21 protein-coding genes are annotated in these 25144 nt (G+C 73.2%); 13 read left to right on the top strand and 8 right to left on the bottom strand.

Going from position 1 to position 25144, the window contains the following annotated elements; all coding sequences use genetic code 11:
• Positions 1-42: 42 nt before the first annotated feature.
• Positions 43-1638 carry a glycoside hydrolase family 64 protein gene (locus tag JOF41_RS06435; RefSeq protein ID WP_209616982.1) on the bottom strand — a complete coding sequence of 532 codons (1596 nt, stop codon included), beginning with the start codon at positions 1636-1638 and terminating at the stop codon, positions 43-45.
• Between the two features lie 272 nt (positions 1639-1910).
• Between JOF41_RS06435 and JOF41_RS06440 the strand changes: the two genes are divergently transcribed.
• Positions 1911-4406 (top strand): MGH1-like glycoside hydrolase domain-containing protein, encoded by a 2496-nt coding sequence (locus JOF41_RS06440; protein ID WP_209616985.1) that lies wholly within the window; start codon positions 1911-1913, stop codon positions 4404-4406.
• Positions 4407-4411: 5 nt separating this feature from the next.
• On the opposite strand, the gene JOF41_RS06445 is transcribed toward JOF41_RS06440, so the two are convergent.
• The gene (locus JOF41_RS06445) at positions 4412-5539 is read right to left on the bottom strand and encodes a VanZ family protein (protein WP_209616988.1); all 1128 of its coding nucleotides are present in this window, start codon (positions 5537-5539) and stop codon (positions 4412-4414) included.
• A gap of 90 nt (positions 5540-5629) precedes the next feature.
• A complete protein-coding gene (locus JOF41_RS06450) occupies positions 5630-6589 on the bottom strand; it encodes a helix-turn-helix transcriptional regulator (protein ID WP_209616990.1) in 960 nt (319 codons plus the stop codon).
• Positions 6590-6652: 63 nt separating this feature from the next.
• Between JOF41_RS06450 and JOF41_RS06455 the strand changes: the two genes are divergently transcribed.
• Both JOF41_RS06455 and JOF41_RS06460 read left to right on the top strand, forming a co-directional pair.
• Positions 6653-7774: an epoxide hydrolase family protein gene (locus JOF41_RS06455; protein ID WP_209616993.1), complete on the top strand. Its 1122-nt coding sequence runs from the start codon at positions 6653-6655 to the stop codon at positions 7772-7774.
• Between the two features lie 91 nt (positions 7775-7865).
• Entirely contained in the window at positions 7866-9362 is a 1497-nt protein-coding gene (locus JOF41_RS06460) for a glycosyltransferase family 39 protein (protein ID WP_209616996.1), read from the top strand.
• Between the two features lie 3 nt (positions 9363-9365).
• On the opposite strand, the gene JOF41_RS06465 is transcribed toward JOF41_RS06460, so the two are convergent.
• Positions 9366-10085 carry a class I SAM-dependent methyltransferase gene (locus tag JOF41_RS06465; protein ID WP_307867263.1) on the bottom strand — a complete coding sequence of 240 codons (720 nt, stop codon included), beginning with the start codon at positions 10083-10085 and terminating at the stop codon, positions 9366-9368.
• Between the two features lie 322 nt (positions 10086-10407).
• Positions 10408-11064, bottom strand: coding sequence for a thiaminase II/PqqC family protein (locus JOF41_RS06470; protein WP_209616999.1), 657 nt, complete (start codon positions 11062-11064; stop codon positions 10408-10410).
• A gap of 286 nt (positions 11065-11350) precedes the next feature.
• On the opposite strand from JOF41_RS06470, the gene JOF41_RS06475 reads away from it, so the two are divergent.
• Positions 11351-13354 (top strand): diguanylate cyclase, encoded by a 2004-nt coding sequence (locus tag JOF41_RS06475; RefSeq protein ID WP_307867264.1) that lies wholly within the window; start codon positions 11351-11353, stop codon positions 13352-13354.
• Here the strand turns inward: JOF41_RS06475 and JOF41_RS06480 are convergent.
• On the bottom strand, positions 13338-14606 hold the full coding sequence (locus JOF41_RS06480; RefSeq protein ID WP_307867265.1) for a cytochrome P450: 1269 nt from the start codon (positions 14604-14606) through the stop codon (positions 13338-13340). The genes JOF41_RS06475 and JOF41_RS06480 overlap by 17 nt on opposite strands.
• Positions 14607-14913: 307 nt before the next feature.
• On the opposite strand from JOF41_RS06480, the gene JOF41_RS06485 reads away from it, so the two are divergent.
• From JOF41_RS06485 to JOF41_RS06500, 4 genes are all read left to right on the top strand, one after another.
• Positions 14914-15105 carry a hypothetical protein gene (locus JOF41_RS06485; RefSeq protein WP_209617005.1) on the top strand — a complete coding sequence of 64 codons (192 nt, stop codon included), beginning with the start codon at positions 14914-14916 and terminating at the stop codon, positions 15103-15105.
• A 137-nt stretch (positions 15106-15242) separates the two neighbouring features.
• On the top strand, positions 15243-17006 hold the full coding sequence (gene ctaD / locus JOF41_RS06490; protein WP_209617008.1) for an aa3-type cytochrome oxidase subunit I: 1764 nt from the start codon (positions 15243-15245) through the stop codon (positions 17004-17006).
• Positions 17007-17030: 24 nt separating this feature from the next.
• Positions 17031-17291: a DUF3040 domain-containing protein gene (locus JOF41_RS06495; RefSeq protein WP_189225752.1), complete on the top strand. Its 261-nt coding sequence runs from the start codon at positions 17031-17033 to the stop codon at positions 17289-17291.
• Between the two features lie 120 nt (positions 17292-17411).
• Positions 17412-18623: an ANTAR domain-containing protein gene (locus JOF41_RS06500; RefSeq protein WP_209617011.1), complete on the top strand. Its 1212-nt coding sequence runs from the start codon at positions 17412-17414 to the stop codon at positions 18621-18623.
• A gap of 12 nt (positions 18624-18635) precedes the next feature.
• Here the strand turns inward: JOF41_RS06500 and JOF41_RS06505 are convergent, their stop codons facing one another.
• Both JOF41_RS06505 and JOF41_RS06510 read right to left on the bottom strand, forming a co-directional pair.
• Positions 18636-19460 carry a glycoside hydrolase family 43 protein gene (locus JOF41_RS06505; protein WP_209617026.1) on the bottom strand — a complete coding sequence of 275 codons (825 nt, stop codon included), beginning with the start codon at positions 19458-19460 and terminating at the stop codon, positions 18636-18638.
• Positions 19461-19485: 25 nt separating this feature from the next.
• Positions 19486-20040, bottom strand: a complete 555-nt coding sequence (locus tag JOF41_RS06510) for a TIGR03086 family metal-binding protein (protein WP_209617028.1) — start codon at positions 20038-20040, stop codon at positions 19486-19488.
• Between the two features lie 62 nt (positions 20041-20102).
• Between JOF41_RS06510 and JOF41_RS06515 the strand changes: the two genes are divergently transcribed.
• The 5 genes from JOF41_RS06515 to JOF41_RS06535 all read left to right on the top strand — a co-directional run bounded on the left by JOF41_RS06515 (position 20103) and on the right by JOF41_RS06535 (position 24742).
• Positions 20103-20846, top strand: a complete 744-nt coding sequence (locus tag JOF41_RS06515) for a helix-turn-helix domain-containing protein (protein WP_189225754.1) — start codon at positions 20103-20105, stop codon at positions 20844-20846.
• A gap of 152 nt (positions 20847-20998) precedes the next feature.
• A complete protein-coding gene (locus JOF41_RS06520; protein ID WP_189225755.1) occupies positions 20999-21427 on the top strand; it encodes an STAS domain-containing protein in 429 nt (142 codons plus the stop codon).
• A 31-nt stretch (positions 21428-21458) separates the two neighbouring features.
• Positions 21459-22430: a magnesium transporter CorA family protein gene (locus tag JOF41_RS06525; protein WP_307867266.1), complete on the top strand. Its 972-nt coding sequence runs from the start codon at positions 21459-21461 to the stop codon at positions 22428-22430.
• A 108-nt stretch (positions 22431-22538) separates the two neighbouring features.
• Positions 22539-23681, top strand: a complete 1143-nt coding sequence (locus JOF41_RS06530) for a carboxylate-amine ligase (RefSeq protein WP_209617031.1) — start codon at positions 22539-22541, stop codon at positions 23679-23681.
• Between the two features lie 155 nt (positions 23682-23836).
• Positions 23837-24742 carry a coiled-coil domain-containing protein gene (locus JOF41_RS06535; RefSeq protein ID WP_209617034.1) on the top strand — a complete coding sequence of 302 codons (906 nt, stop codon included), beginning with the start codon at positions 23837-23839 and terminating at the stop codon, positions 24740-24742.
• Positions 24743-25144 lie beyond the last annotated feature (402 nt).

Raw genomic sequence — 25144 nt, forward strand, 5'->3', positions numbered from 1 at the left:
CGGGGGAGTGGTCCCCCGGCGCTCCGGTCGTTCAGCGATGGTTCAGCCGCGCCGCCACTTCTGGTTGGCGGTGCCGCCGCACTCCCAGATGTGCAGCACGGCGTCGTTGTTCGGGTTCCACTCCGCGATGTCGAGGCACTTGTTGGCCTGCGGGTTCACCAGGTCGCCCGCAGCGCTGAGCACCCACTGCTGCGCCGGGTTGCCGCTGCACGTGGCGATCTGGACGGCGGCGCCGTTGTCCCGCGAGCCCCACGCCACGTCCATGCACATGTTGTTGCGCGTGCGCACCGTGTCGCCGACGAACTCCCACGCCTGGTTCGTGCCGCCGGTGCAGTCCCACATGACCAGCCGCTGACCGTCGGCGAAGTTCCAGTTCGGCACGTCGACGCACTTGTTGTTCCAGTTGCTGATGATGCTGCCGGTGGGCTGGGGCGTGCCCGGCCCGCCCGCGCCGAACGGCGTCAGGGTGATGCCCGCCGAACGAGGGTCGCCGTCGTGCACCAGGGACTCCTGCGCCTGCACGTCGTCGAAGGCGAAGCCGTAGGCCTTCCCGTCGACCATGTTCTGGTGGATGATCCGCGAGTAGTGGTTGGTCAGCGAGCCCTTGTAGAAGTCGGCGGGCCCGCCACCGGGCTGGGTGTCGATGGTGCCCAGCGTCGAGCGGTGCAGCGCCGCGCACAGCGTGCGGGCGATGGGGCCCACCACCTGGTCGTTGGGCGCGGCCAGCGCGCCGTCGCAGCCCCACACGTTGGCGGTGCTGGGCTTGCGGAACGACGCCACGTGCTGACCGGCGGTGTTGGTGAAGTTCATGACGTCACCGGAGGTGCGGCCGAAGAACTTGGTGCCCGGCTGGTCGGCGAAGGGCACCACGGTCAGCGTCTTGCTCGTGTAGGCGTTCCACGCCTGCGTGATGTACGGGTCCAGGTAGTTCCGGTCGAACAGGCCCGCGTCGGCGGCCTTGCCCGGCGCGAGGACGCGCACCACGGTGCCGTCGGACCGGGTCTGCACCGCGTTGCCCCAGCCGGGCTGGTTGCGCAGGCCGTTGATGATGTTCTCGCGGCCGTTGTTCACCAGCTCGCCGGTCTTCTTGGTCACGCCGTTGGCGCCGGTGACGCTGACCGCGTGCGGCACGGCGAACTGGTCGACCTGCGAGCTGTTGAGCCACAGGCCCGCGTCGTTGTAGGTGAACTCGCTCCAGTCGAACAGGATGTTGCGGTTCGGGTCGCTCGGCGACCAGGGGGCGGGCTGGACCAGGCCGTCCGGGGTCAGGAAGAACTTCAGCTTCTCCCCGAAGGACATGTAGACCCGACCGGAGATGTAGCGGGGCACGCGCAGGGTGACGCTGCCGCCGTTGGCCGGTCCTGCGATGGACACGTCCGGCGCGGGCACCGGCGGGTTGGCGCCTGACGGCCACGCGGTGAAGGTGCCGGACTGGTTGACGTACCCGAGCTTGCCGCCGGGGCGGATGTCGGTGCCCAGGACGTAGAGGTGCACGGCCTCGGAACGGCCGCTGTTGTTGGTCACGGTGATCGGCAGGAGGTCCGGACCAATGGCCTGCGCGGGCTGCGCGAGGCCCGTCAGGGAGGCGCCCACCGCCAGTGCGGTGAGCACACCCGACCACTTCTTTCTGGTGCGCAAGGAAGGACTCCTCGGTTCCGCTGGGCAGGGCTGGTCGGCCGTTCCCGGCAGGGGGACGCGGCGCCAGGTCGCGCCGGGGTGGCCGGGATGTCGACGACCTCCGGGACCACCCGTGAGAGCGCTTCCATAGGTTGTTCGTCGGTGCGGCCACCTGTCAAGACCCCCTGCCGCGGGTCTATATACAACGTTAGAAGAAAACGTTATAAACAGCGGTGACGCGCGATGACGCCCGTCGGCGCGGGTCTCGGGTCCGACGAGGATGGGAGCCCTCCATGTCGTCCGCTCGCCGCGCCACCTCCCTGCTCACCCCTCTCCTGCTCGCGACCTGCCTGGTCGTGCCGCCCGCGTCCGCCGGACCCGCGCGGCCCTCGCCGCCGTACCCGGAGGTGGGCGCGGGCACCCGCCTGCTGGACCACCCGGCGAAGCTGGCGGGTTTCGTGGAGCCGGAGTGGTACGAGGCCAACATCCCGTTCGTCGACCTGCCCGACCGGGAGATCGAGGACACGTACTACTACCGCTGGCGCACCTACAAAGAAGCCCTCAAGCGCACCGGTGACGGCTGGATCGTCTCGGAGTTCCTGGGGCCGGTGGGCTACTCGGCCCCCGGCGGCGGGATCGTGGCCGCGGCCGGACACCACGTGTACGAGGGGCGCTGGCTGCGCGACAGCCGCTACCTGGACGACTACCTCGACTACTGGTTGCGCGGCAGCGGATCGGGCCCCAAGCCCGCTACCGACTTCCTCAACGAGAACACCACCGACTGGGCCCACCAGTACTCCTTCTGGGCGGCCGATGCCGTGGTGGCGCGGGCTTCCGTGGACGGCCGCTGGGACTTCGCGCTGGACCGGCTGCCCGAGCTGCGACGCCAGTGGGCCGCGTGGGCGCCGCAGTTCGACCGCGAACTGGGCCTGTACTGGCAGGTGCCGGTGTGGGACGCGATGGAGTACACGGCAGGCTCCTATCAGAGCGACGACCCCTACCACGGTGGCGACGGGTTCCGGCCGACTCTCAACGCCTACCAGTACGGCGACGCCATGGCCATCGCGACCCTGCTGCGGATGCGCGGCGACCACCGCGAAGCCAAGCGGTACGAACAGGAAGCCCACGCCTTGCGGTCCAATATGGACAAATACCTGTGGGACGCGGAAGATCAGTTCTACAAGCACGTCATGCGCGAGGGCAATCCCGACCGCGCCAAGCTCGCCGACCGCGAGCAGATCGGCTACGTGCCGTGGTACTTCCACATGGCTCCGCCGAGTGCTTCGGCCGCGTGGGCGCAGCTGACCGACCCGCAGGGTTTCGCCGCGCCCTTCGGGCCGTCCACAGTGGAGCGACGCAGCCCGTGGTTCATGCACGACGCGCTCAAGGGCTGCTGCCGGTGGTCCGGCCCGAGTTGGCCGTACGCCACCAGCCAGACGCTGACCGCGATGGCGAACCTGCTGATCGACTACCCGGACCAGCCCCACGTCGGCGCGCACGACTACTACCGGCTGCTGCGCGGGTACGCGCTGACCCAGCGCAAGGACGGGCAGCCGTACGTGGCCGAGGCGCACCACCCCGACGAGGACCGCTGGCTCTACGACTCACGCGGGCACAGCGAGGACTACAACCACTCGACGTTCAACGACCTGGTGCTCTCCGGCCTGCTGGGCATCCGCCCGCAGCGCGGCGACCGCGTCCGGATCGCGCCGCTGGTCCCGCCGGACTGGGACCACTTCGCCGCCGAGAACGTCCCGTACCACGGGCGCAACCTCACCGTGGTGTGGGACCGCGACGGCTCCGCCTACGGGCGGGGCGCCGGGTTGCGCGTCTGGCTCGACGGCCGACCGGTGCACCGGCAGGCGGACCTGCGCCCGGCCGAGGTGAGCGTCGCCCCGGTCGACCGGCGCGACGCCGAGCCGTCAGCGGACGACCTGGTCAACCCCGCCGAGACCGGCTACCCGACGGCGTCGGCGTCCCACACCTGGCACGCCGACCGGGCCGCCGACGCCATCGACGGCCAGGACTTCCACCTCGACGTCCCGTCGACCCGCTGGACCAGCTACGGCAGCCCCAACCGGCAGGACTGGCTGGCGGTCGACCTCGGGGCGCCGACGCGCGTCTCGGACGTGCGGATCTCCTTCTACGACGACGGCGGGGGAGTCCGCACGCCTGACGCCTACGCCGTGCAGTACCGCGAGCCGGACGGCACGTGGGCCGATCTGCCGGGCCAGGCCAGATCACCTCGCACGCCCGAGAAGGGGCGCTTGAACAGGGTCCTGGTCAGCCCCCCGGTGCTGACCGACGGCCTGCGCGTCCTGCCGTCCCGCGCGGATGGCGGCGCGGTAGGCATCACCGCCCTGCAGTCGTGGCGCACCGGGGACAGCCGGGTGACCGCGCGGCTCGGGGCGGACGTGGTGGCCGTGCGACCGGGGCGCAGCGCCGAGGTCACCGCCTCGGTCCGCACCACCGCGCCGCTCACCGTGCGCCCGGAGCTGCTGCTGCCCAGGGGGTGGACCGCCGAACCGGTGGGCCGCTCGGGTGACCGGGTGGTCGTCCCCGGCAAGCCCCTGGACCTGCGCTGGCGGGTGCACGTCCCCGACGACCTCCAACTGGGAGCGCGGATGCCTCTGCGGCTCATGGTGTCCACGGTCGAGCGGGGTGCGGTCACCCGCGACACGGCCGATTCCGCCCACGCCGAGGCGGTCCTCGACCCGGCAGGCTTCGGCGCGGTGGTGTGGCAGGACGAGCTCACGGGGAGGCCACCCGCAGCTGCTGTGCCGAGGTGAGCTGGTCACCGGCGGTCGGGCTGCGGCTCACGGGCGGTGGACCGGCGCTGGAGCGGCTCACCGCCCTGGGCCGGTCCACCCGGACCGGGCTCGGCGATCGCGGTGGACACCGCGCGCGTCCCGGAGATCCGCTCGTGCCAGCCGCGCTGGTCGCGGCGGAACACCGGCACGGCGAACGCGCCGAGCAGCACCAGCGCCACCACGGCCAGGTCGCCCCACGTGCCCAGGGCGGGGGAGACCAGCACGGCGTAGGCCAGGAAACCGGTGACGCCGAACAGCTCCCGCACCGCGATCCGCGCCGGGTTGGCCCACGCCCCGTCCGCTCGGCGGACCTGGTAGCGCAGCAGCCAGCCGCCCGCTGTCCGCCCGCCGGTCAGCGAGGGCAGCGCCACCCGCAGCGCCACGGCGGCGGCGAGGAACCAGCCCGGCTCTTCCGGCAGCACCAGCCTGCTGATCACCAGCAGCACCAGCAGGTCCGCCATCAGCCCGACCACCCGGCGCGGCACGGTCACCGTCCCCGCAGGCGCGGCCGAGTCGGCCGAAGGCGGGACGGCGGGCACCACCAGCGCGGCGGGCGCGAGCACCCAACCCAGCAGCGCGCCCCCGGTGTTGGAGATCAGGTCATCCACGTCGGAGATGCGGTAGGGGCACGGGTAGACGCCGAAGTTGCCGGTGTACTGGACCACTTCGACCGCCAGCGACAGGGCGAACCCGATCGCCACCACCGTCAGCGGCCCCCGGCCGTAGGACTTGCGCAGCACCACCGCCAGCGGCACGAACAGCGCGACGTTGAACGCCTGCTGCACGAACGCCGAGGAGGTGACCACCGCGGGCAGCCCCGAGCGCCCGGTCGCGGCCAGGTTGTTGCGCACGTCGGTGACCCACTGGAACGGCGTGGTGGACAGCATCTGCTCGCCCTGGCACACCTGCGACCGCGCCGGGAACGGCAGGAAGATCAGCGCCAGCGCGACCAGCCCGTACGCCAGCAGCCCGTACAGCACCAGCGCCCGGCGCGGCTCCACCCGGCCGAACCGGTAGTAGTGCAGCGCCACCAGCGGGAGCAGCACGAGCGCGCCGACGCCCACGAAGGCGAAGAAGCCCGTCCTGATGGACTCCCAGTAGGAACTCAGCATGTCACCGCTCCCGGTAAGAGGTCTACCGCTCCTTATCCAGGGCGCGGGAAGTCCAAACCGCATCCGCGTGGTGGTACCGGAACGGCCGTGTCACACCCCCTCCGCCGCGCGGGAGGCCCGCGCCGCCAACGCGCGCAGGTGCTCGGCCAGCTCCGGCGGCTCGTGCACTTCGAACTCGCAGCCGAGCGCGGTCAGCCGGAACGCCAGCCACTCCAGCGTGTCGGAGCGGCTGCGCAGCAGGCACGTCCGCTCGTCCAGCGGCTGCACCTCGCCCACCACCCCGCCCCAGGCCCGCACCACCTCCTCGGCCGGAGCGCGCAGGGTCGCCACGGTGCGGTAGGTGGGCTGCAGGGAGTGGAACCGGCCGGTGAGGTACTCGGCCGGGTCGGCGGGCGGTTCGCGCGGCGCGAACCGCGCACCGGTCGGCAGGGGGTCGCGCAGCCGGTCGAGGCGGAAGACCCGCCAGTCGTCCCGCTCCACGTCGAAGGCCAGCAGGTACCAGCGGCGACTGGCGGCGACCAGGCGGTGCGGCTCGACGTGGCGCCTGGTGGGCTCGCCCTCACCGTTCCGGTAGCCGAAGCGCAGCCGCTCGCGGTTGGCGATGGCCCCGGCCAGCGCGGTCAGGTGCGCGGGGTCCACGGTGGCCGCGTCACCGGTCACCAGCGGCACGGTGGCCGCGCCCAGCACCGCCACCCGCCGCCGCAGCCGGGACGGCAGCACCTGCTCCAGCTTCGCCAGCGCCCGCACGGACGCCTCGTCGATGCCCTCCACCGCCTGGCCCGCCGCCGCGCGCAGGCCGACCGCGATGGCCACCGCCTCGTCGTCCTCCAGCAGCAACGGCGGCACGGCGGTCCCCGCGACCAGCCGGTAGCCGCCCGTCGCGCCCATGCTCGCCTCCACCGGGTAGCCCAGGTCGCGCAGCCGCTCGACGTCGCGGCGGATGGTGCGCGGGCTGACGCCCAGCCGTTCGGCCAGCTCGCTGCCGGGCCACTCGCGCGGGGTCTGCAGCAGTGACAGCAGCCGCAGCAGCCGTCCCGGGGTGTCGGTCACGCGATCCATGATGGCGCAGAAGTAGGACATGATCCGACCTACATGGCGTTTAGCGTTCGGGCCATGAACACCGACATCCGACCTTTCCGCATCGACATCCCGCAGGAGGACCTGGACGACCTGCGCGCCCGGCTGGGCCGCACCCGCTGGCCCCGCCCGCTGCCCGGCGACCAGTGGCGGCGCGGCGTGCCGGTGGACTACCTGCGGGAGCTGGTCGAGTACTGGCGCGACGGCTACGACTGGCGGGCGCACGAAGCGCGGCTCAACGGCTTTCCCCAGCACACCACCGAGATCGACGGCCACGAGGTGCACTTCCTGCACGTCCGCTCGACCGCGCCGGACGCCGTGCCGCTGATCCTGACCCACGGGTGGCCGAACTCCTTCGTGGAGTTCGCCGACCTGATCGGCCCGCTCTCCAAGGACTTCCACGTCGTGGTGCCCTCCCTGCCGGGCTTCGGGTTCTCCGCCCCGCCAAGCGGAACCGGGTGGGACACCGCGCGCGTGGCACGGATGTGGGCCGAGCTGATGGACCGGCTGGGCTACTCCCGGTACGGCACGCAGGGCGGCGACTTCGGCGCGTACGTCGCGCCCGAGATCGCCAGGATCGCACCGGAGCACGTGATCGGCGTTTACCTCATCAGCGGCCTCGGATTCCCCACCGAGGCCGACCTGCCCGAGCTGACCGAGGCCGAGCGCGAGACCTACACCGCTCTCATGAGCGCGGACTGGGCCAACGGCGTGGACCACCACGCCCTGCTGCGCGCCGCACCGCAGACCTTCGCCTACGGCTGGCACGACTCCCCGGCGGGCGCGCTGGCGTGGATGGTGCAGAAGTTCAAGGAGTTCAACGCCTCCGGCAAGCCGCTGGAGGAGGTGATCAGCCGCGACCAGATCCTGACCAACACCAGCGTCTACTGGTTCACCGGCACGTTCGGCTCGTCGGCGTGGCCCTACTACGACAGCAGCGGCTTCGCCTGGCCGCAGGGCGTGCCGGGCGTGCCGACCGGCGTCTACAGCGGGCCGCCCGGCATCCGCAGGCTGGCCGAGCGGCACACCCGCGTCGTCCACTGGGCCGAGGACAACCCCGGCGGGCACCACTTCACCGCCATGGACCAGCCCGACCACCTCGCCGCCGACATCCGGGAGTTCTTCGGCGCCGTCTCCCGCGAGGGATCGGGGTGGTAGGCCCACCATGATCCGGGGGGCGCGCTGCATCGTGGGGCCGCCCCGGCCCGCCTAGGTTTCGAACCCTCGCGTTCGACCTTTGGGGGATCTCGTGGAAGTGGGTTCGGCGGTGGTGGCACGGCTGTCGCGTGGCGCGGTCGTGGTGGCGGGGGCGGTCGTGGTGGTGCTGGTGGCGCTCGCGGGCGGGTACGGCTACCACGGCGACGAGTTGTACTTCGTGGCGGCGGGTCGCCACTTGGCGTGGGGGTATCCGGACCAGCCGCCCCTGACACCGTTCCTGGCGCACCTGATGGACTCGCTCGCGCCCGGTTCCCTTGCCGTGCTGAGGATTCCGGCCGCGCTCGCGGCGGGCGGGACGGTGCTGTTCGTGGCGCTGATCGCCAGGGAGATGGGCGGCAGGCCACGAGCGCAGCTGATCGCCGCCGTGAGCGCGGCGGTGTCCGGACCGGTGCTCGTGCCCGGCCACATGCTGCACACCACGACCGTCGACATCTGCCTGTCGGCGGCGTTGGCGTGGTTGGTGGTGCGCGTGATCCGCACCGGTGACGCGCGGCTGTTGCTGGCCGCAGGCGGTGTGCTGGGCGTGGGGCTGCTGAACAAGTACCAGATCGCGGTGGTCGCGGTGGCCCTGGTGGTCGGGCTGGCCGTGATCGGGCCGAGGCGCGTGCTGCGCAGCCGGTGGTTCTTCGGCGGCGCGCTGCTCGCGCTGGCGCTGTGGACGCCGAACCTGCTGTGGCAGGTGGCCAACGGCTGGCCGCAGTGGGAGATGGCCAAGCTCATCAGCGAACGCGGCGGCAACGACGTGCGGCTGGCCTTCCTGCCGCTGCAACTGCTCTACGTCAGCCCGATGCTCGCTCCACTGTGGATCGCCGGTCTGGTCCGGCTGCTGCGCACCCCGGCCTTCCGCTTCCTCGGTGCGGCTTACCTGCTGCTGGCGGCGGTGTTCCTGGCTTCGGCGGGATCTCCGCTGTACCTGTTCGGCGCCTACCCCGCGCTGCTGGCGGCGGGCGCGCTGGCCGTGGACGGCTGGCTCGAACGGGGAGCGGCGGCCCGTCGCGTCGCGGTGGGGGTGTCACTGGCGGCATCAGCGGCGTTCGTCGCGCCGCTGGCGCTGCCGCTGGTGCCGCTGGACAAGCTGTCGGTCGTCCCGGTGGTGGAGCTCAACGGGCTGACCGCCGAGCAGTTCGGCTGGCCCGAGCTGACCGAGGCGGTGGCGCGGGTCTACCACGGGCTGCCCGAGGAGCAGCGGGGGCGCGCGGTGCTGGTGACCGACAACTTCGGCGAGGCGGGCGCGCTGGAGCGCTACGGACCCGCCCTGGGGCTGCCGGAGGTCTACAGCGGCTACCGGGGCTACGGGTACTGGGGGCACCCGCGCGAAGGCGCGACGACCGCGCTGATCGTGCGCCCGGCGGCCAAGGCCGAGCCGCCGCGCTGGGCCGAGCGGTCCTGCGGCGAGCTCCGCGTGGTGGCGCGGACCTACAACGGCCAGGGCGTCGAGAACAAGGAGCACGGCGGCCGGGTGTGGTTGTGCACGGGGTTCACCGCGTCCTGGGCCGCACTGTGGCCGGAGATCCGCCACCTGGACTGACGCTCAGACGCGGCGGGCGACGGTGATGATCTCGCGGCTGGTCGGGGTGAGCGGGCCGCGGGACCAGTCGCCGTAGCGGGCCTCGACCGCGAACCCGGCCGCGCCGAGGAACGAGTCGAGCGCGTCCGGTGGGAGGAACCGCAGGCTGGTCCGGTCCACCCGCAGCGGTTCGCCCGCCGGGGTCGCGACGGTCTCGCTGAACGTGACGACATCGCCGACCACCGACTCCACCCGGTGGAACACCCGGATGTGCCGTCCGCCGGGGTCGACCAGCTCCACGGCGTTGTCCGGCGTCCACCGCTCCCACGGGCGCGGCAGCGGGTTGCGCGTCTCGAACGCGAACCGGCCGCCGTCGACCAGCGCGGCGCGGATCGCGGTCAGCGAAGCACGCAGGTCGTCGTCGGTGACGAACACCTGGAACGCGTGGCTGGCCATCACGGCCAGCTCGAACTCCCGGTCCCACCGCGCCGACGCGGCGGTGCCCACCACCCAGTCCACGTCGTCGCGCGCGCGGGCCCGGTCCAGTGCCGCCCGGTCCGGGTCGAGCCCGACCAGCCTGCCGCGGTGGCCGTTCTCGCGGGCCCGGTGCAGCAGGACGCCGGTGCCGCAACCCACGTCGAGCACCGACTCCGCGGCCATCACCAGATCGAGGTAGAAGTCGTCGCTGGGGCCCCACGCGTTGAGCATGTCGTAGAGCGCCGCGTTCTCCGCGTCCGAGTACACCGCACCATTTCACCACCGACCCGCCGCCCAGAGTGCGGTTTACGGACCACTACCGCCCTACCAGGTCTGAGGGGCGGGAGTGGTCGGTTGGTAGCGCTGCGGGCAACAACACCTGCCCGAAGGGGCAAGAACTACCGGGATTGACTCCGCTGTTCTGCGGAGAAGGTGGGACAGTGCGTGGGACACTTCTCTGCGGCCCCGCGTGACCGGGGCCCGAGAGCCCGGACGAGGAGGAGGGGAGCCTCGTTCGGCCGCGGCGGAGCCGGTGGAGCCTGCGCACCCCCAGGCGTGAGGCTCCCGGCTCCGCCGCACCCAGCGCCGCTCAGGCCAACTCGGCCAGCGTGTTCCAGAACATCAGCTCGAACCCGTGCAGCAGCCGGGCGGGGCCGAACGCGCGCTCCGGCGACCACCCCGAGGCCAGCACCTCCCGCAGCGCGCGCAGCCCCAGTTCGTCGAGGTCCGGCGCGGGTTCGGCGAAGAAGTCGAAGAACGCGCACCCGGCGTCGTCGAAGCCGTAGTGCTCGCGCAGCCCGGCGGCGATGGCCGCGCAGTAACCGCCCCACTCCGCGAAGTTCGCCAGGATCGCCAGCAGCGCGGTGTGCGGGTCGCCGTTGAGCACCAGCCAGGCGACGTAGGACGGGTACGCCTGGCACCCCGGCAGCGGTCGGTGGGCGGCCACCTCGTCCGTGCTCAGGCCGCACGCCGCGGCGAAGTCGGCGAGCTTGGCCATGGCGAGCCCCTCGCCCCCGGCCAGGGCGGTGAAGAACTCGCGCTCCGCCGGTTCGGTGGCCTGCGCGGCCAGCGCGAGGAAGGCCCGCCAGTCGCTGCTGATGACGTGGTGCTGCTCGGCGGCGAGCACGGCCAGCGCGCGCGGCGCGGCGGCTCCGCTCGCGGCCAGCGGCACCAGGCGGTTCTCGCCTCCCTCCGCCTGGATCTCCACGCGCACCCGTGCCAGCAGGTCCTGCTCGTCGTGCCCCACCGCAACCCCCGAACCCGTCGTCGACAACCGGCCGCCCACCCTAGCGACGAGCACCCGCCCGCACGCGAACCCGGTGGGGTGACGAATCAGCTACGGACTGTTGACCAAGTCGCGGTTTCCCGATCTCATGGCCCGGTCTCATCGGACTGACGCGAACAGGGGCTCGGGATTGCGCGCCGGAACGACGGTCGGTGGTGGCGGAATCCCGGACCGGAACCGCAGGCCCCGCAGCGACCAGGGCCGGAGCCGGTTATGGTCCGGTTACCTGGTCCTGGGGTTCTGCGCGGTGGCGCTGTACTACGCACTGCCGGTCCCCGCCGGGGGCGTGCCCTCGCGGGTGCTCGTCTACTGCGCGGTGAGCGCGTCGGCGGCCGTCGCGGTGTGGTGGGGCGTGGTCCGCCACCGGCCCCGGCCGCGCGCGGCGTGGGTCCTGCTGGGCCTGAGCCAGGCGGTGTACGCCCTGGCCGACACCGCCTTCTACACCGCGCACTACGTGTTCGGCCAGACCCGGTACCCGTTCGTCGCCGACGTGCTCTACCTGGCGCACTACCCGCTGGTCGTGGCCGGGCTGGTGGTGCTGGTGCGGGCCCGCCGCTCGGGCCGCGACCTGGCGGGCCTGCTCGACGCGGCCTCGCTGACCGTGGTCGCCGCCCTGCTGTCGTGGGTGTTCGTGCTCGGCCCGCAGACCAGGCTGGGCACCTCGCCGCTGGTCGAGGCGGCCTCGGTGGCCTACCCGCTGATGGACCTGGTGCTGCTGCTGGTCGCGCTGTGCCTGGTCTTCGGCTCCGGGCCGCGCGGGGCCCCGTTCGTGCTGCTGACCGGGTGGTTGGCGGCGATCCTCACGGCGGACACCGCCTACGTGCTGCAGCGCCTGGCGGGGACCTACGAGGCGGGCAACTTCCTGGACGCGGTCTGGCTGGCGGGCAACCTCGCGCTGGGCGCGTGCGCGCTGCACCCGGCGATGAGCGGGCTCGGCCTGCCCGCCGAGGCGCCCGAGCCCCGGCTCAGCGCGCCGAGGCTGGCCCTGCCGTCGGCGGGCGCGCTGGTGGGCCCGGCGGTGCTGCTGGTGGAGCACGCCAAGGGCGAGTGGCGCGACGTGCCGGTCATCGCGGCCTGCTGCGCGGTGCTGTTCGCGCTGGGCGCGGCGCGGCTGGCGGGCATGGCGGTGGACCAGCGCAGGCTGGCCACCACCGACAGCCTGACCCTGCTGCGCAGCCGCCGCTACTTCGAGGCCCGACTGGCCGACGACGTGGCCGCGGCCCGGCGCTCGGGCGTGCCGCTGGGCGTGGTCATCCTGGACGTGGACCGCTTCAAGTCCGTCAACGACCGGTTCGGCCACCCGGCGGGCGACCGCGTGCTGGTGGAGGTGGCGGACCGGCTGCGCGCGGTCGCCGGTCCCGGCGCGGTGCTGGCCCGCTACGGCGGCGAGGAGTTCGCCGTGGTGGTGACCGGTCCGCAGGCCGAGGACCCGAGCGGACTGGCGGAGCGGCTGCGCGACGGCGTCTCGCGCAGGCCGGTCCGGCTGGACGACCGCACGTCGATCACCGTCACCGTCTCCGCGGGCACCGCCGTGTTCGAGCCCCGGCACGACAGCGCGCAGGCGCTGGTCTCGGCGGCCGACCGCGCCCTGTACCTGGCCAAGGGCTCGGGGCGGGACCGGGTGGTGGCGGGCGGCGCGGTGTCCCCCGAGGACCCCCTGGGCGGCTACCTGGACCAGGTCGCCGACCTGGTCGACCTGCGCCTGGCCTGCCCCGGCCGCAGCCTGGCCATCGCCGAGTGGGCCCGCACCGTGGCAGGCCACCTCGACCTGCCGCCCGCGCGGGTGCGCACCGCCGGGCGCGCGGGCAGGCTGCTCGACGTCGGGCTGGCCGTGCTGCCGGAGGAGCTGCTGGTCCGGCCCGGTCCGCTGACCGAGCGGGAGTGGGAGCTGCTGCGCGCCCACCCGGACAGCGGCGCCCGGCTGGTCGCCGTGCTGCCGGAGGAGGGGGAGGTGGTCGCGGCCATCCGCGGGCACCACGAGCGCTGGGACGGCTCGGGGTACCCGGAGGGCCTGGCGGGTGAGGAGATCGGCGTGGAGGCGCGCGTGCTCGCGGTGTGCGACGCGTGGGCCGCGATGCGCGCCGACCACCCCTACCGGGGCGCGCTGAGCAGGGAGCAGGCGGTGGCCGAGCTGCGCGCGGGTCGCGGCACCCAGTTCGACCCGCGCCTGGTGGACGTGTTCCTGGACCTGGTGGAGCGGGGGGCCGTCGGCGACCTGGCCGCGGGACTGGCCCTCACCCGGCCGGTGTGACCGCCTGTTCCGACCAGTCGGTCCGCTCGGCGGTGCGGCCCTCGGTGGGCGTGATGACGAACCGGCTGCGCACCATCGCGGGGATGCGGCGCAGGGAGATGGTCAGGTCCTGCGACGGCACCGCGTAGTCGGCGTCGGCCAGTCGCACGACCAGCGTCCTGAGCAGGGCGATGGTCGCGGGCTCGCCGGGGCAGCGGTGGTTGGTGACCGGATCGCCGCCGCCCTGCGGGATCAGCTCGAACGCCCCGATCGGCCGGTCCAGGAACCGCTGCGGCCGGAACGCGTACGGGTCGCCCCACAGGTCGCCGTCGTGGTTCTGCCCGAACACGTCCAGCAGCACCAGCGAGCCCTTCGGGATGGCCTCGCCCCGCAGGTGCAGGTCCCGCACCGCCCGGCCGCCCAGGAACGGCGCGAACGGGTAGAAGCGCCGCAGCTCGTGCACGAACGCCTCGGCGAAGGCCCGGTCGCCGCCGCGCAGCCGCTCGCGGTGCTCGGGCCACCGGTGCAGCGCGTGCCCGGCGAACATCACGAACCACGCCACCGCCGCGGTCGGCCGCACCACGTTGAGCAGCTCCACGGCCGCCAGTCGCGGTTCCAGCGGCTCGCCGTCCGCGTCGCGGTGCCGGGCCACCACGTCGACCGCCGAACCGGGGCGCGTCTCCAGCCTGCCCTCGCGCACCCGCCGGAGCACGTCCGCCAGCCACGCCTCCCGGCGGGCGCGGGCACGCCGGGCGCGCCAGTGCCGGGGGCCCAGCGTGGCGAACCCGTCCACCATCGCGGTGAGGTCGCGCGCCACCGGGGCGGTGTCGGCGTCGGCCAGCGGCACCCCGGCCCACCGGCACACGCCCCTGGTCAGCACGCGGGCCGCCTGGTCGAACAGCACCACGCGCTGTCCCGGCCGCCACGCGGTGACCGCGTCGTCCCAGGCCGCGGCGGTGTGGTCCACCAGGTCGGCCACGTCGGGCCGGGTCATCGCCTGGAGGAACAGCCCCTTGCGCTTGCGGTGGGCCGCCCCGTCGAGGGTGTGCACGGCGTGGTGGCCGAACAGCGTGCTCTGCACCAGTCCGGGGATGGCCGTTCGCCGCTGGACGTGGTCCTCGTCGTAGAAGAAGCGCACCGCGTCCGGCCCGGACAGGCCCACGGCCCGCTGGCCCATCACCCGCGTGTGCGCGACGCCGGTGCCGTTGTCGCGCCGCAGCGCGGGCAGCCAGCTGTAGCCGTGGACGAGCAGTCGGGCGGTCTCGTCCAGCACTCGCGTGCGCGTACCTCGCATGTGATCACGGGTGCCCGATCAGCCTGCCGGGAAACCCCGCCTGGAATCCCCCACCTGGCATCCCGCCGCGAACGCGGTGGTTCGCCCCCACCCCACCGGGTACGCCCCGGTGGACCGCGATGCCGGGGCGCGGGAGTCCGAGGACGATGGGGGTGCGGACGCCGCCCGAGGGCGGAGCGGTCCGACGCACCCGGCGGCCCGCGGGTCGGCACGGCCGACGCGGGCCAGGACCGGACCAACCCCCAGCAGCGCTGAACGGCGGGACCGCGCGAGGACAGGAGCCGTGATGACCGAGGCGAACCAGGGCAGCTCGTCGTGGGAGCAGTGGCCGCAGGAGATCGGCGAGCAGGCGGCGGAGGTGGTCGAGCTGGTGGGCTCCGGGGCCACGCAGGAGGCACTGGCCGTCCTCGACCGCATGATCGCCGACCTGGACGCGCGACGCGCCGTCATCGCCGACGTGGCCAACGCACTCGACTGAGGAGGAACCGCTCACCCGATCGACGGAATCCGCGTTCGAGTGGCCGATCGGCCGCTTGCGCGCGAAGGTGGGGGGGTACTCCTGCGGCGCGTCAGGCAGTCGGCGTGCTGCGCACTCCCCTGCGTCGAAGGACGTCCATGACCACGCTCAAGCCGACGCCCGCCGTCCCCGTCCAGGCCGCTCGCCGCCGCGCCAAGGGCTCGGCGCTGCTGCGGCTGTTCGCCACCACCGACCACAAGCTGATCGGCCTGATGTACCTGGTAACGGCCTTCGGCTTCTTCCTGGTCGGCGGTCTGATGGCGCTGCTGATCCGGGGCGAGCTGGCGCGGCCGGGCATGCAGTTCCTGTCCAACGAGCAGTACAACCAGCTGTTCACCATCCACGGCACGATCATGCTGCTGCTCTACGCCACCCCGGTGGTGTTCGGCTTCGCGAACTTCATCCTGCCGCTGCAGATCGGCTCGCCGGACGTGGCCTTCCCCCGGCTCAACGCCTTCTCGTACTGGCTGTTCCTGTTCGGCGGGCTGACCGTGCTCGCCTCCCTGCTCACGCCCGCGGGCGCGGCGGACTTCGGCTGGACCGCCTACCCCCCGCTCAGCGACGCCATGCACGCCCCCGGCGCGGGCGCGAACCTGTGGATCGCGGGCCTGGTGGTGAGCGGTCTGGGCACCATCCTGGGCGCGGTCAACATGATCACCACGATCGTGTGCCTGCGCGCGCCGGGCATGACCATGTTCCGGATGCCCATCTTCACCTGGAACATCTTCATCACCAGCATCCTGGTGCTGATCGCCTTCCCGATCCTGACCGCCGCGCTGCTGGGCCTGATGGCCGACCGGCAGCTGGGCGCGCACGTGTTCGACCCGACCAACGGCGGGGTGATCCTCTACCAGCACCTGTTCTGGTTCTTCGGCCACCCCGAGGTCTACATCGTCGCGCTGCCGTTCTTCGGCATCATCTCCGAGATCATCCCGGTGTTCAGCCGAAAACCGATCTTCGGCTACAAGGGCCTGGTGTTCGCCACCATCGCCATCGCGCTGTACTCGGTGGTCGTGTGGGCCCACCACATGTACGCCACCGGCGCGGTGCTGCTGCTGTTCTTCTCCGCGACCACCTTCATCATCGCCATCCCCACCGGCATCAAGTTCTTCAACTGGATCGGCACCATGTGGAAGGGCCGGTTGACCTTCGAGACGCCGATGCTGTTCAGCATCGGCTTCCTGGTCACCTTCCTGCTGGGCGGCCTGACCGGCATCCTGCTGGCCTCCCCGCCGCTGGACTTCCACGTCCACGACACCTACTTCGTGGTGGCGCACTTCCACTACGTGCTGTTCGGCACCATCGTGTTCGCCACCTACGGCGGCATCTACTTCTGGTTCCCCAAGTTCACCGGCCGGATGCTGGACGAGCCGCTGGGCAAGCTGCACTTCTGGCTGACCTTCCTGGGCTTCCACGGCACGTTCCTGGTCCAGCACTGGCTGGGCACGCAGGGCTTCCCCCGCCGCTACGCCGACTACCTGCCCACCGACGAGTTCACCCTGCTCAACACCATCTCCACGGTGGCCGCGTTCGTGCTGGGCGCCTCCACGCTGGTGTTCATCTGGAACGTGTTCAAGAGCTACCGCTTCGGCGAGCCCGCGACCGCGGACGACCCGTGGGGCTTCGGCAACTCGCTGGAGTGGGCGACCTCCTGCCCGCCGCCCCGGCACAACTTCACCGACCTGCCGCGCATCCGCTCCGAGCGGCCCGCCTTCGAGCTGCACTACCCGGAGATGGTCGAGCGGATGCGCGCCGAGTCCCACTACTCGGTGACCAAGCGGCGCGACCAGCGCGACGTCGGCGTGGACAAGACCACCGAGAAGTACCTCGCGCCCACCGACCGCGACACCGAGCACGACTGACCGAGCGCACGGGGAGGACCCGTGATGGACGCCGAGTACGAACGCCGCCAGCTGCGCAGGATCGAGCGCTGGTTCGAGGTCACCGACCCGCGCCTGGCCGCGACCCTGGCCGGGCCGGGCGCACCGGTGCGCACCGCCAACCGGCGCTCGGTCCGGTTCGCGGTGGACGCGGCGGGCCTGACCCTCGTGGTGGCGGGCACGGCGGTGGCGCTCCCGCTGGTCTTCTTCGGCTGCCTGCTGCTGATGACCGGCGCCTGCCTGCACACCACCTGCCGGAGGAGGTGAGGCCGGGGCCCGGCACGTCTCGTCGTGCGGCCTGCCCTCACGCGTTGTTAGGTTGCGGTAGCGGTGCGTCCGAGCCTCCCGCGCGACGCCTCCCGCCTCCCGCCACCGATAGGGGTCCGGATGGTGTTCACCTCGCGAACGCTGCGGCTGAGCCCGCTGCCGCCCGCCCGCCCGACCGCCGGGGTCCTGGTGGTGGTCGGCGAGGTCGACAGCGCCGCTTGCGGCTCCTTCCAAGAGCAGCTCGCGGCGTTCGTCGACGCCTGCGAGGGGGACGTCATCGTCGACCTGAGCGACGTGCGGCTGATCGCCGCGGCGGGCGTGCGCGTGCTGCTGGAGACCGCCGACCACCTGGCGGGCACCGCCCGGCGGCTGCGCCTGGTCTGCGGCGCGGAGGTGCGGCGCGTGCTGCGCGCCGCGCAGGTGGCCGACGTGCTGGAGACCTTCGGCCACCTCGACGCGGCGGTGGGTGCCCAGGTCGCCGCGGTGCGCCGCAGCGCCGCGGCGCGGGCGCTGGACGACGAGGCCGAGGAGTTGCACCGGCTGCGCCGCGAGGTCGGCGACCTGCGCGCCAAGCTGCGCACCCGGCCGCTGCTGTCCAAGGCGCTGGGCGTGCTCCAGGAGCGCTACCGGCTGCCCGACGAGGACACCGCCCACCGCCTGCTCTGCGAAGCCTCCCAGCGGCACAACCTGAAGATGCGCGTGCTGGCCGACGCGCTGCTGCACGCGCCGCGCCCGGCGTCGGCGGCGACCCCGTGGTGGTTCCCCGGCCGGGCCCGCACCCCCGCCCCGGTGCCCGACTTCCTGGCCGGGGACCGGCGGCCCGCGCTGGACGCCGCCGAGCTGCTGGGAGCCCTGCTCCGGGCGGCCCTGTCGCGCACCGCGACCTCGGCGGGGTACGCGCAGCGCTTCGACCCCGGCGTCGACGGCCTGCGGCTGGAGCGCCACGAGGGCCTGCCCGCCGACCTCGTCGCGCTGCTGACCGAGGTCACCGGCGACAGCACCTGCTGCGGGCTGGCGCTGCGCCGCCGCTCCCGCGTCACCCTCGTCGACGTCGCGAGCAGCCTGGTGCTCCCGGCCAACCCGGTGACCGCGGCGATGCTGCGGGCGGGCCTGCGGGCGGTGCAGAGCACGCCGGTGCTCGCGCCGTCCGGGCGCTGCCTGGCCGTGGTGTCGACCTGCGACCCGCGGCCGGGGCGCACCCCCACGCCCGCCCAGCAGGCGGACTTGGACCAGCTGGCCGCCCAGGCGGGTCGCTGGCTGCAGTGGCACCAGCGCACCACCGTGCTCGACGCCCTGGAGCACCTGCACCAGAGCGCGCGGGGCGGGGGCTGAGTCCCGGCCCGCTCAGGGCAGCTCGACCACCGACGCGTGCCGCATCCCCGCGGGCAGCGAGACGGCCGCCGGTTCCCACGAGACGAAGTCGCGGGTGGCCAGCGCGCCGTAGCCGCCCTCGGCGTAGTGGTCGAAGATGAGCACCCGCTCCTCGCCGCGCCGGAACAGCGACGGACCCTCGACCAGCGGCGGGGTGACCGGCCCGATCGGCGGGGTGAACCGCCCTCCCGGCTCGGTGAACGTGGTGAGCAGGATGTTCTTGTGCGGGGTCGCGGGGTCGTTGTCACCGCGCTCGTCCTTGTAGGCCATGACGAAGCGGCCGTCGTCGCGCAGCACGGTCGCGTCGATGACCGGGTGGCCGGGGTCGAAGAACAGCGCGGGCTCGCTGAAGGTCTCGAAGTCCTCGGTGCGGGCGTGCCAGATGCGCTGCTCCTGCGCGGTGTGGTGCCAGTCCCGCTCGTCGTCGGGGCGCGGGTCGACCACCGAGGACCAGATGAGGTGGCACACGCCGCCGTCGTCGACGAACATCTCGGGCGCCCACGCGTTGAGCGCCCCCGGCACCTCCGCCATGGGCGAGAGCAGCCGCTGGGGCGACCAGCGCCGCAGGTCCGCGGAGGTGGCGTGGACGATGTGCGGGCTGGACCAGCCGTCGGTGGCCAGCAGGTGGTAGCGCCCGTCCGGGGCGACCCCCACGAACGGGTCGCGCAGCGTGCGCGTGCCCACCTCGCCGAACAGCACCGGTTCGCCGCCGCGCACCGGCTCGAAGTGCTCGCCGTCCCGGCTGGTGGCCAGGTGCAGCGCTTCGGCGTCGGTGGTGAAGTAGGAGATCAGGTACACGTCCGGGACACCTCCGCGACCGAACCTACCGCCGCGCGGGAACCCGGCCGGTCATCCCGAGCAGCCGGTCCAGCGTCGGGGCGGAGTCGGGCACCGGGACCTCGGGGCCGAAGGCGCCCATCGCGCGGGCCTGGTCCGCCATCCGCGTCACCCCGTCGAGCAGGCGGCGCAGCAGCTCGTGGTCCCACTGCACCCGGTGGCCGATCGCCTGGCCCAGGTCCCAGCCGTGCACCACGAACTCGGCCAGCAGCATGTGGCCGACCACCTCGGCGGGCAGCTCCAGCGAGCCGCCCACGCGGGCCGTGCCCGCCCAGGCGGCGGGCTCGCCCCACGCCGCGACCAGCCGCGCCGTCAGCGCGTCCAGCGCGGGTCGCCAGTCGGGGTCGGGCTCGGCGGGCGGGACCAAGCGCTTGCCCGCCGCGCCCTCCAGCGGAGGACCCCAGGTCAGCAGGTGGTCCACCAGTGCCCGCACGTCGTAATCGGCGCACGGCGTGGGCGCGTCGAGGTGGTGCGGCTCGATGGCGTGGACGACTTCCAGGAAGGGCCCCGCGGCGAGGGGGACCAGGTGCTCGGCTGACATGCGGAGCAGACAAGCACGGCGCTCGGCGGCGGTATAGGACGAACGCGACGTAGGCTGGGGGCGTGGTCAGGGACGTCCGTGGACTGGCGGGGGCGTGGGCCGAGCACCAGCGGCACGACTTCCCGACCCCCTCGCCGGACCTGGCCCCGTACGTCGAGCGCTACTGGGTGGTCTCGTGGCGTTACGACCAGCCGTACCGGCAGCTGGTCGTCCCGTACCCCAATGTCCACCTGACCTTCCGCGCGGGCGCGGCGTCCGTGCAGGGCGCCCGCGGCGGCCACCAGGTCAAGGTGCTGCGGGGCGAGGGACGGGTGTTCGGGGTGGCCTTCCGGCCGGGGGTCTTCCGCGCCTTCCTGGGGGCGCCGGTGCGCACGATCACCGATCGCGTCCTCGACGCCGAACGGGTGTTCGGCCCGGAGCTGCCCCGCGATCCGGGGGTGGCGGAGGTGGAGGGGTTCCTCCGAGCCCGCCTGCCCGCCCCCGACCCGGCCGCCGGGCAGGCGGTGGAGGCGGTCGCGCGGATCGCCGCGCACCCCGCGCTGACCAGGGTCGAGGCGCTGGCCCGAGAGCTGGGGGTGGGTGTGCGGCACCTGCAGCGCCTGTTCGCCGAGCACGTGGGGCTGAGCCCCAAGCGGGTGATCCGCCGCTACCGGCTGCGCGAGGTGACCCGGCGGCTGGAGCGCGGCGAGCGGGTGGCGTGGGCGGCGCTGGCCGCCGAGCTGGGCTACGTCGACCAGTCCCACCTGGTGCGGGACTTCAGGAAGGTGTTCGGCGAACCGCCCGCCTGGTACGCCGGGCGCTACTGATCCGTCCGATGTGGACACATCACTCAAATCGGTGACCCCTCTTCGACTGGCGAGCGTTTCGTATTGCTTTCCGCCGAACGGCCGCTAGAGTCGGGGCACAAGTGGTTCAGCCCAGCAGCCGCTGTCCGGCCGCGTAGCGCCAGGAGGCTGTCGTGCCCGTGTCAACCGATGTCCCGGTGATCGACGTCCTGAAGGGCCTGCTGCTGGTGCAGCGGGACCTGGTCGGCTTCGCGGTGGTGGTCCGCGTCACCGGGGAGGTCGACGGCACCAGCGTGGAGATGCTCCACGACGAGCTGTCGGTCGCGCTCGCGCTGTCCACCCCGCCCGCGCCGGTGGTGGTCGACCTGACCGGCACCACCTTCTTCGGCGCCGCCGGGCTCAACGAGGTCTGCCTGCAGCACCACCGCGCCCACGGGGTCGGCACGCAGCTGCGCGTGGTGCCCTCGCCGCAGGTGCTGCGCCCGCTGACCGTCATCGGCCTGGGCGAGCTGCTGCACGTGCACGCCGACGTGGAGAGCGCCCTGCGCGGCGAGGTGCCCGCGCAGCGCACCCCGCCGCCGGGGGAACACCGCATCGGGTGAGCGCCGCGTGGCCCCCGCTAGGCTCGCCAGCGTGGTCCGCACCCGCTTGTACCGGCACGGCGTCCTGGAAGCCGACGGCTTCCCCCCGGAGGACATCTCCGAGCACCTGCGCGACCCGGACGCCGTGGTGTGGCTGGACCTGTGCGGTCCCTCCCCGGTGGAGCTGGCGATGCTCGCCGAGGAGCTGGGCCTGCACGAGCTGGCCGTGGAGGACGCGCTGCACGAGCGCCAGCGCCCCAAGCTGGACCGCTACGAGACCCACAGCTTCCTCACCGCCTACTCGGTGGGGCTGGACGGCGGGTCCGGCAAGCTGGCCACCGCCGAGCTGGCCGTCTTCCTGACCCGTCAGGCCCTGGTCACGGTGCGCAATGACGACCGGTTCGACATGGCCGCGGTCGTCGCCCGTTGGGATGAGTCGCCGCACCTGGCCAAGAGCGGCGTCGGCTTCCTGCTGCACGGCCTGCTCGACCACGTCGTGGACACCCACTTCGAAGCGGTCCAGGACCTCGACGAGCACATCGAGGACCTGGAGGACATGGTCTTCGCCGAGCGCCCCAGCAGCGCCGACATGCAGCGCCGCGCCCTGTCGCTGCGCAAGTCGCTGGTCACCCTGCGCCGCGTGGTGCTGCCGATGCGCGAGGTCGTCAACGCGCTGATGCGGACCGACCACGGCATTGTCGACGAGTTCATGCGGCCGTACTACCAGGACGTCTACGACCACGTGCTGCGCGCGTCGGAGTGGACCGAGTCGCTGCGGGACCTGGTCACCACCATCCGCGAGACCCAGCTCAACATCCAGAGCAACCGGCTCAACCTGATCATGAAGAAGGTCACCGGCTGGGCGGCGATCATCGCCGTGCCCACGGCGGTCACCGGCTTCTACGGGCAGAACGTGCCCTACCCCGGCTCGGAGCAGCCGTGGGGCTTCTGGACCTCCACCACCGCCATCGCCCTGCTCTCCGGCGGCCTGTACGCGCTGTTCAAGCGCCGCGACTGGCTCTGAGCGGGGTCACCCGACCAGCGGAGACCGCGTTTGCCCCCGGTCGGGCCGGGTAGCCGGGGTGCCTGCGCCACCGCCGGAGCACCGCCGGAGGACCGTCGGAGGACCATTGTGGACGCACCACCGGCCCCGACGCTGGGCGTCGAGGAGGAGTTCCTGCTCGTCGACCCCGCCACCGGGCGGCCCGTGCCGCGCGGGCGCGAGCTGGTGCGGGCCGCGCGCGAGCGGTTCGGCGTGGACTTCGACGTCGAGCTGGCCACCTGCCAGCTGGAGACCAGGACCGGGGTGTGCCGGGAGCTGGCCGACGTGCGCAGGCAGCTGCACGGGATGCGCTTCGTGGCCGCGGAGGTGGCGCGCGAGCTGGGCTGCCTGCTGCTGGCCGTCGGGGTGCCGCCGCTGGGCGGGCCGGAGGTCGGCCTGGGCGAGGAGGAGCGCTACCGCAGGCTCACCCGCGACCACCGGCTGCTCGCCGCGGAGCAGTCGATCTGCGGCTGCCACGTGCACGTGGCCGTGCCGGACCAGGAGACCGCCGTGCTGGTGTGCGACCACCTGCGGCCGTGGCTGCCCGCGCTCACCGCGCTGACCGCCAATTCGCCGTTCGCCCGCGGTCGGGACACCGGGTTCGCCAGCTGGCGCGCGGTGGTGTGGTCGCGCTGGCCGGTGTCGGGGCCGCCGCCGTACTTCGGCTCCGCCGGGACCTACCGGGCCACCTGCGACCTGCTGCTGGCCTCCGGGGCCGCGGCCGATCTGAAGATGCTCTACTGGGACGTCCGGCCGTCCTCCCACCTGCCGACCGTCGAGGTCAGGGTGGCCGACGTGGCGGCGACGGTGGACGAGGCGGTGCTGCTGGCGGGCCTGGTGCGCGGGCTGGTGTCCACCGCCCTGGCCGACGTGCGGCGCGGCCTGCCCGCCCCGCCGGTGCCCGCCGAGGTGCTGCGCGCCGCCCAGTGGCGCGCGGCGCGGGACGGGCTGGAGGGGCACGCCTTCGACGTGCTGTCCGGACGCCTGGTGGCGGCGCGGCTGCTGCTGGACCGGCTGCTGCACCGGGTGGGGGACCAGTTGGCGGCCAGCGGTGACCTGGGGGTGGTGCGGCAGCTGTCGGCGGCGCTGGTGCGCGGCGGTGGCGGCGCGGCCCGGCAGCGCCGCGCGTTCGCCCGCGCGGGGTCGATGGCGGAGGTGGTGGACCACCTCGCCGCCGAGACGGTGGCGGGTGGCGGGGCGTGGCGCGGGGGGCCGGCGCGCAGCACGGCGTGAGCGGGGACGGGGAGTAGCCGGCGGTGCCTGCTATCGGTTCTCCGCTTACTGCAATGTGATCACAGGGGGCGTCTGCCCTTCCGGAACTCCGCGCAACACGGAATCGTCCTTACCAGTGGAACCCACCCCACCGATCAGGAAGGACGGCGACATCAGTGGCCCTGGACCCGCGTGAAGAGCTGCTGCCCCTGCGGACCGACTTCGACCTGGCGTGGCGCGGTTACGACCGCGGCCAGGTACAGCACTACGTGCGGGCCGCGGAGGCCGACCTGCGCCTGCTGGCCGCCGACCGCGACGCGGCGGTGGCGCGCGCGGAGGACTTGGCGCGGCAACTGGAGCAGGCGCGCTCCCAGGTCCACGAGCTGACCGGCAAGGTGGACCGGCTCTGCCGGACCCCGGTGGACCCGGACGCGCTGTCGGACCGGTTGCGGCGGATGGTCGAGCTGGCCCACGCCGAGGCCGCGGAGGTCACCGCGCAGGCCCGCGCCGCCGCCGAGCAGACCTGGACCGCGGCCAACCAGGCCGCCGACCGGATGCGCCGCCGGGCCGAGCACCTGGTCGCCGAGCTGGAGCAGCGGCGTCGCGAGCTGGAGGCTGAGCAGCGCGACCTGCTGGCCCGCGCCCACCAGCAGGCCCAGGCGGTGACCGGGCAGGCCGAGCGCCGCCGCCGGGAGCTGGACGAGCAGGCGGCGCGGCTGCGCGAGCAGGTCCGGCAGGACTTCGAGCTGGCCATGACCGCCCGGCGGGCCGAGGCGGCGCGCCGGGCCGAGGAGCTGGAGTCCGCCGCACGGGCGCGCGCCGACCAGGTGGTCCACGACGCCGAGGAGCACGCCCGTCGCGTCGTGGCCGAGGCGCAGCGGCGGGTCGACGAGCTGCGCGAGCGGCGGTCCCGGATCTCCGACGAGCTGCGCCTGGCGCAGCAGGTGCTGGCCGGGGCCGCGCCGCTGCTGGAGCCGCTGCCGGAGGAGGAGCTGCCGGAGCTGCTGTCGGGGGAGCTGCTGTCGGAGCGGTCCGCGCCCGCGCTGGAGCTGGTGGTCGGTGACGCCGAGGTGGCAGCCTGACCACGTGGTGCGACCCCCTGCCGATCACGCGGCGTCGTGCTCCGCGGAGCGACCGGGTTGCGCTGCCGGAGGGACGCGCGTAATCGACTTCTCACGGCCCGCGGGTGCGGGCGCGTGGCGGTCCGCCGCCGGACCGGCCTCGGTGGTCCCGGCGGCGGTCGCCACCGGATGAAGATCCACATCGGACTATCCCCGATGGACACGAATTTTTCTCGTCATCCGTTCCCGGTGAGGTGAAGACCTCGTTTGTTGACCCGTAATAGGGGTTCACGCACGAGAAGGCGGGGTCATACCCAGGATTCGCGCGCGAAAACCTCTTGCGGACTTCAGGTTTTTGGTCCTGGAAATCGATTAGGCCCCTCGGACGGCGGGTAGATCGCAGTCAGTACACGCAGACTGTTG

This window comes from Saccharothrix coeruleofusca (assembly GCF_017876325.1).
Classification (GTDB): Bacteria; Actinomycetota; Actinomycetes; order Mycobacteriales; family Pseudonocardiaceae; genus Actinosynnema; species Actinosynnema coeruleofuscum.

Excerpts from the sequence above, each read along its gene's own strand:
- JOF41_RS06440 (WP_209616985.1), top strand. The coding sequence starts at position 1,911 with ATGTCGTCCGCTCGCCGCGCCACCTCCCTGCTCACCCCTCTCCTGCTC.
- JOF41_RS06445 (WP_209616988.1), bottom strand. The coding sequence starts at position 5,539 with ATGCTGAGTTCCTACTGGGAGTCCATCAGGACGGGCTTCTTCGCCTTC.
- JOF41_RS06455 (WP_209616993.1), top strand. The coding sequence starts at position 6,653 with ATGAACACCGACATCCGACCTTTCCGCATCGACATCCCGCAGGAGGAC.
- JOF41_RS06485 (WP_209617005.1), top strand. The coding sequence starts at position 14,914 with ATGACCGAGGCGAACCAGGGCAGCTCGTCGTGGGAGCAGTGGCCGCAG.
- ctaD (WP_209617008.1), top strand. The coding sequence starts at position 15,243 with ATGACCACGCTCAAGCCGACGCCCGCCGTCCCCGTCCAGGCCGCTCGC.
- JOF41_RS06495 (WP_189225752.1), top strand. The coding sequence starts at position 17,031 with ATGGACGCCGAGTACGAACGCCGCCAGCTGCGCAGGATCGAGCGCTGG.
- JOF41_RS06500 (WP_209617011.1), top strand. The coding sequence starts at position 17,412 with ATGGTGTTCACCTCGCGAACGCTGCGGCTGAGCCCGCTGCCGCCCGCC.
- JOF41_RS06510 (WP_209617028.1), bottom strand. The coding sequence starts at position 20,040 with ATGTCAGCCGAGCACCTGGTCCCCCTCGCCGCGGGGCCCTTCCTGGAA.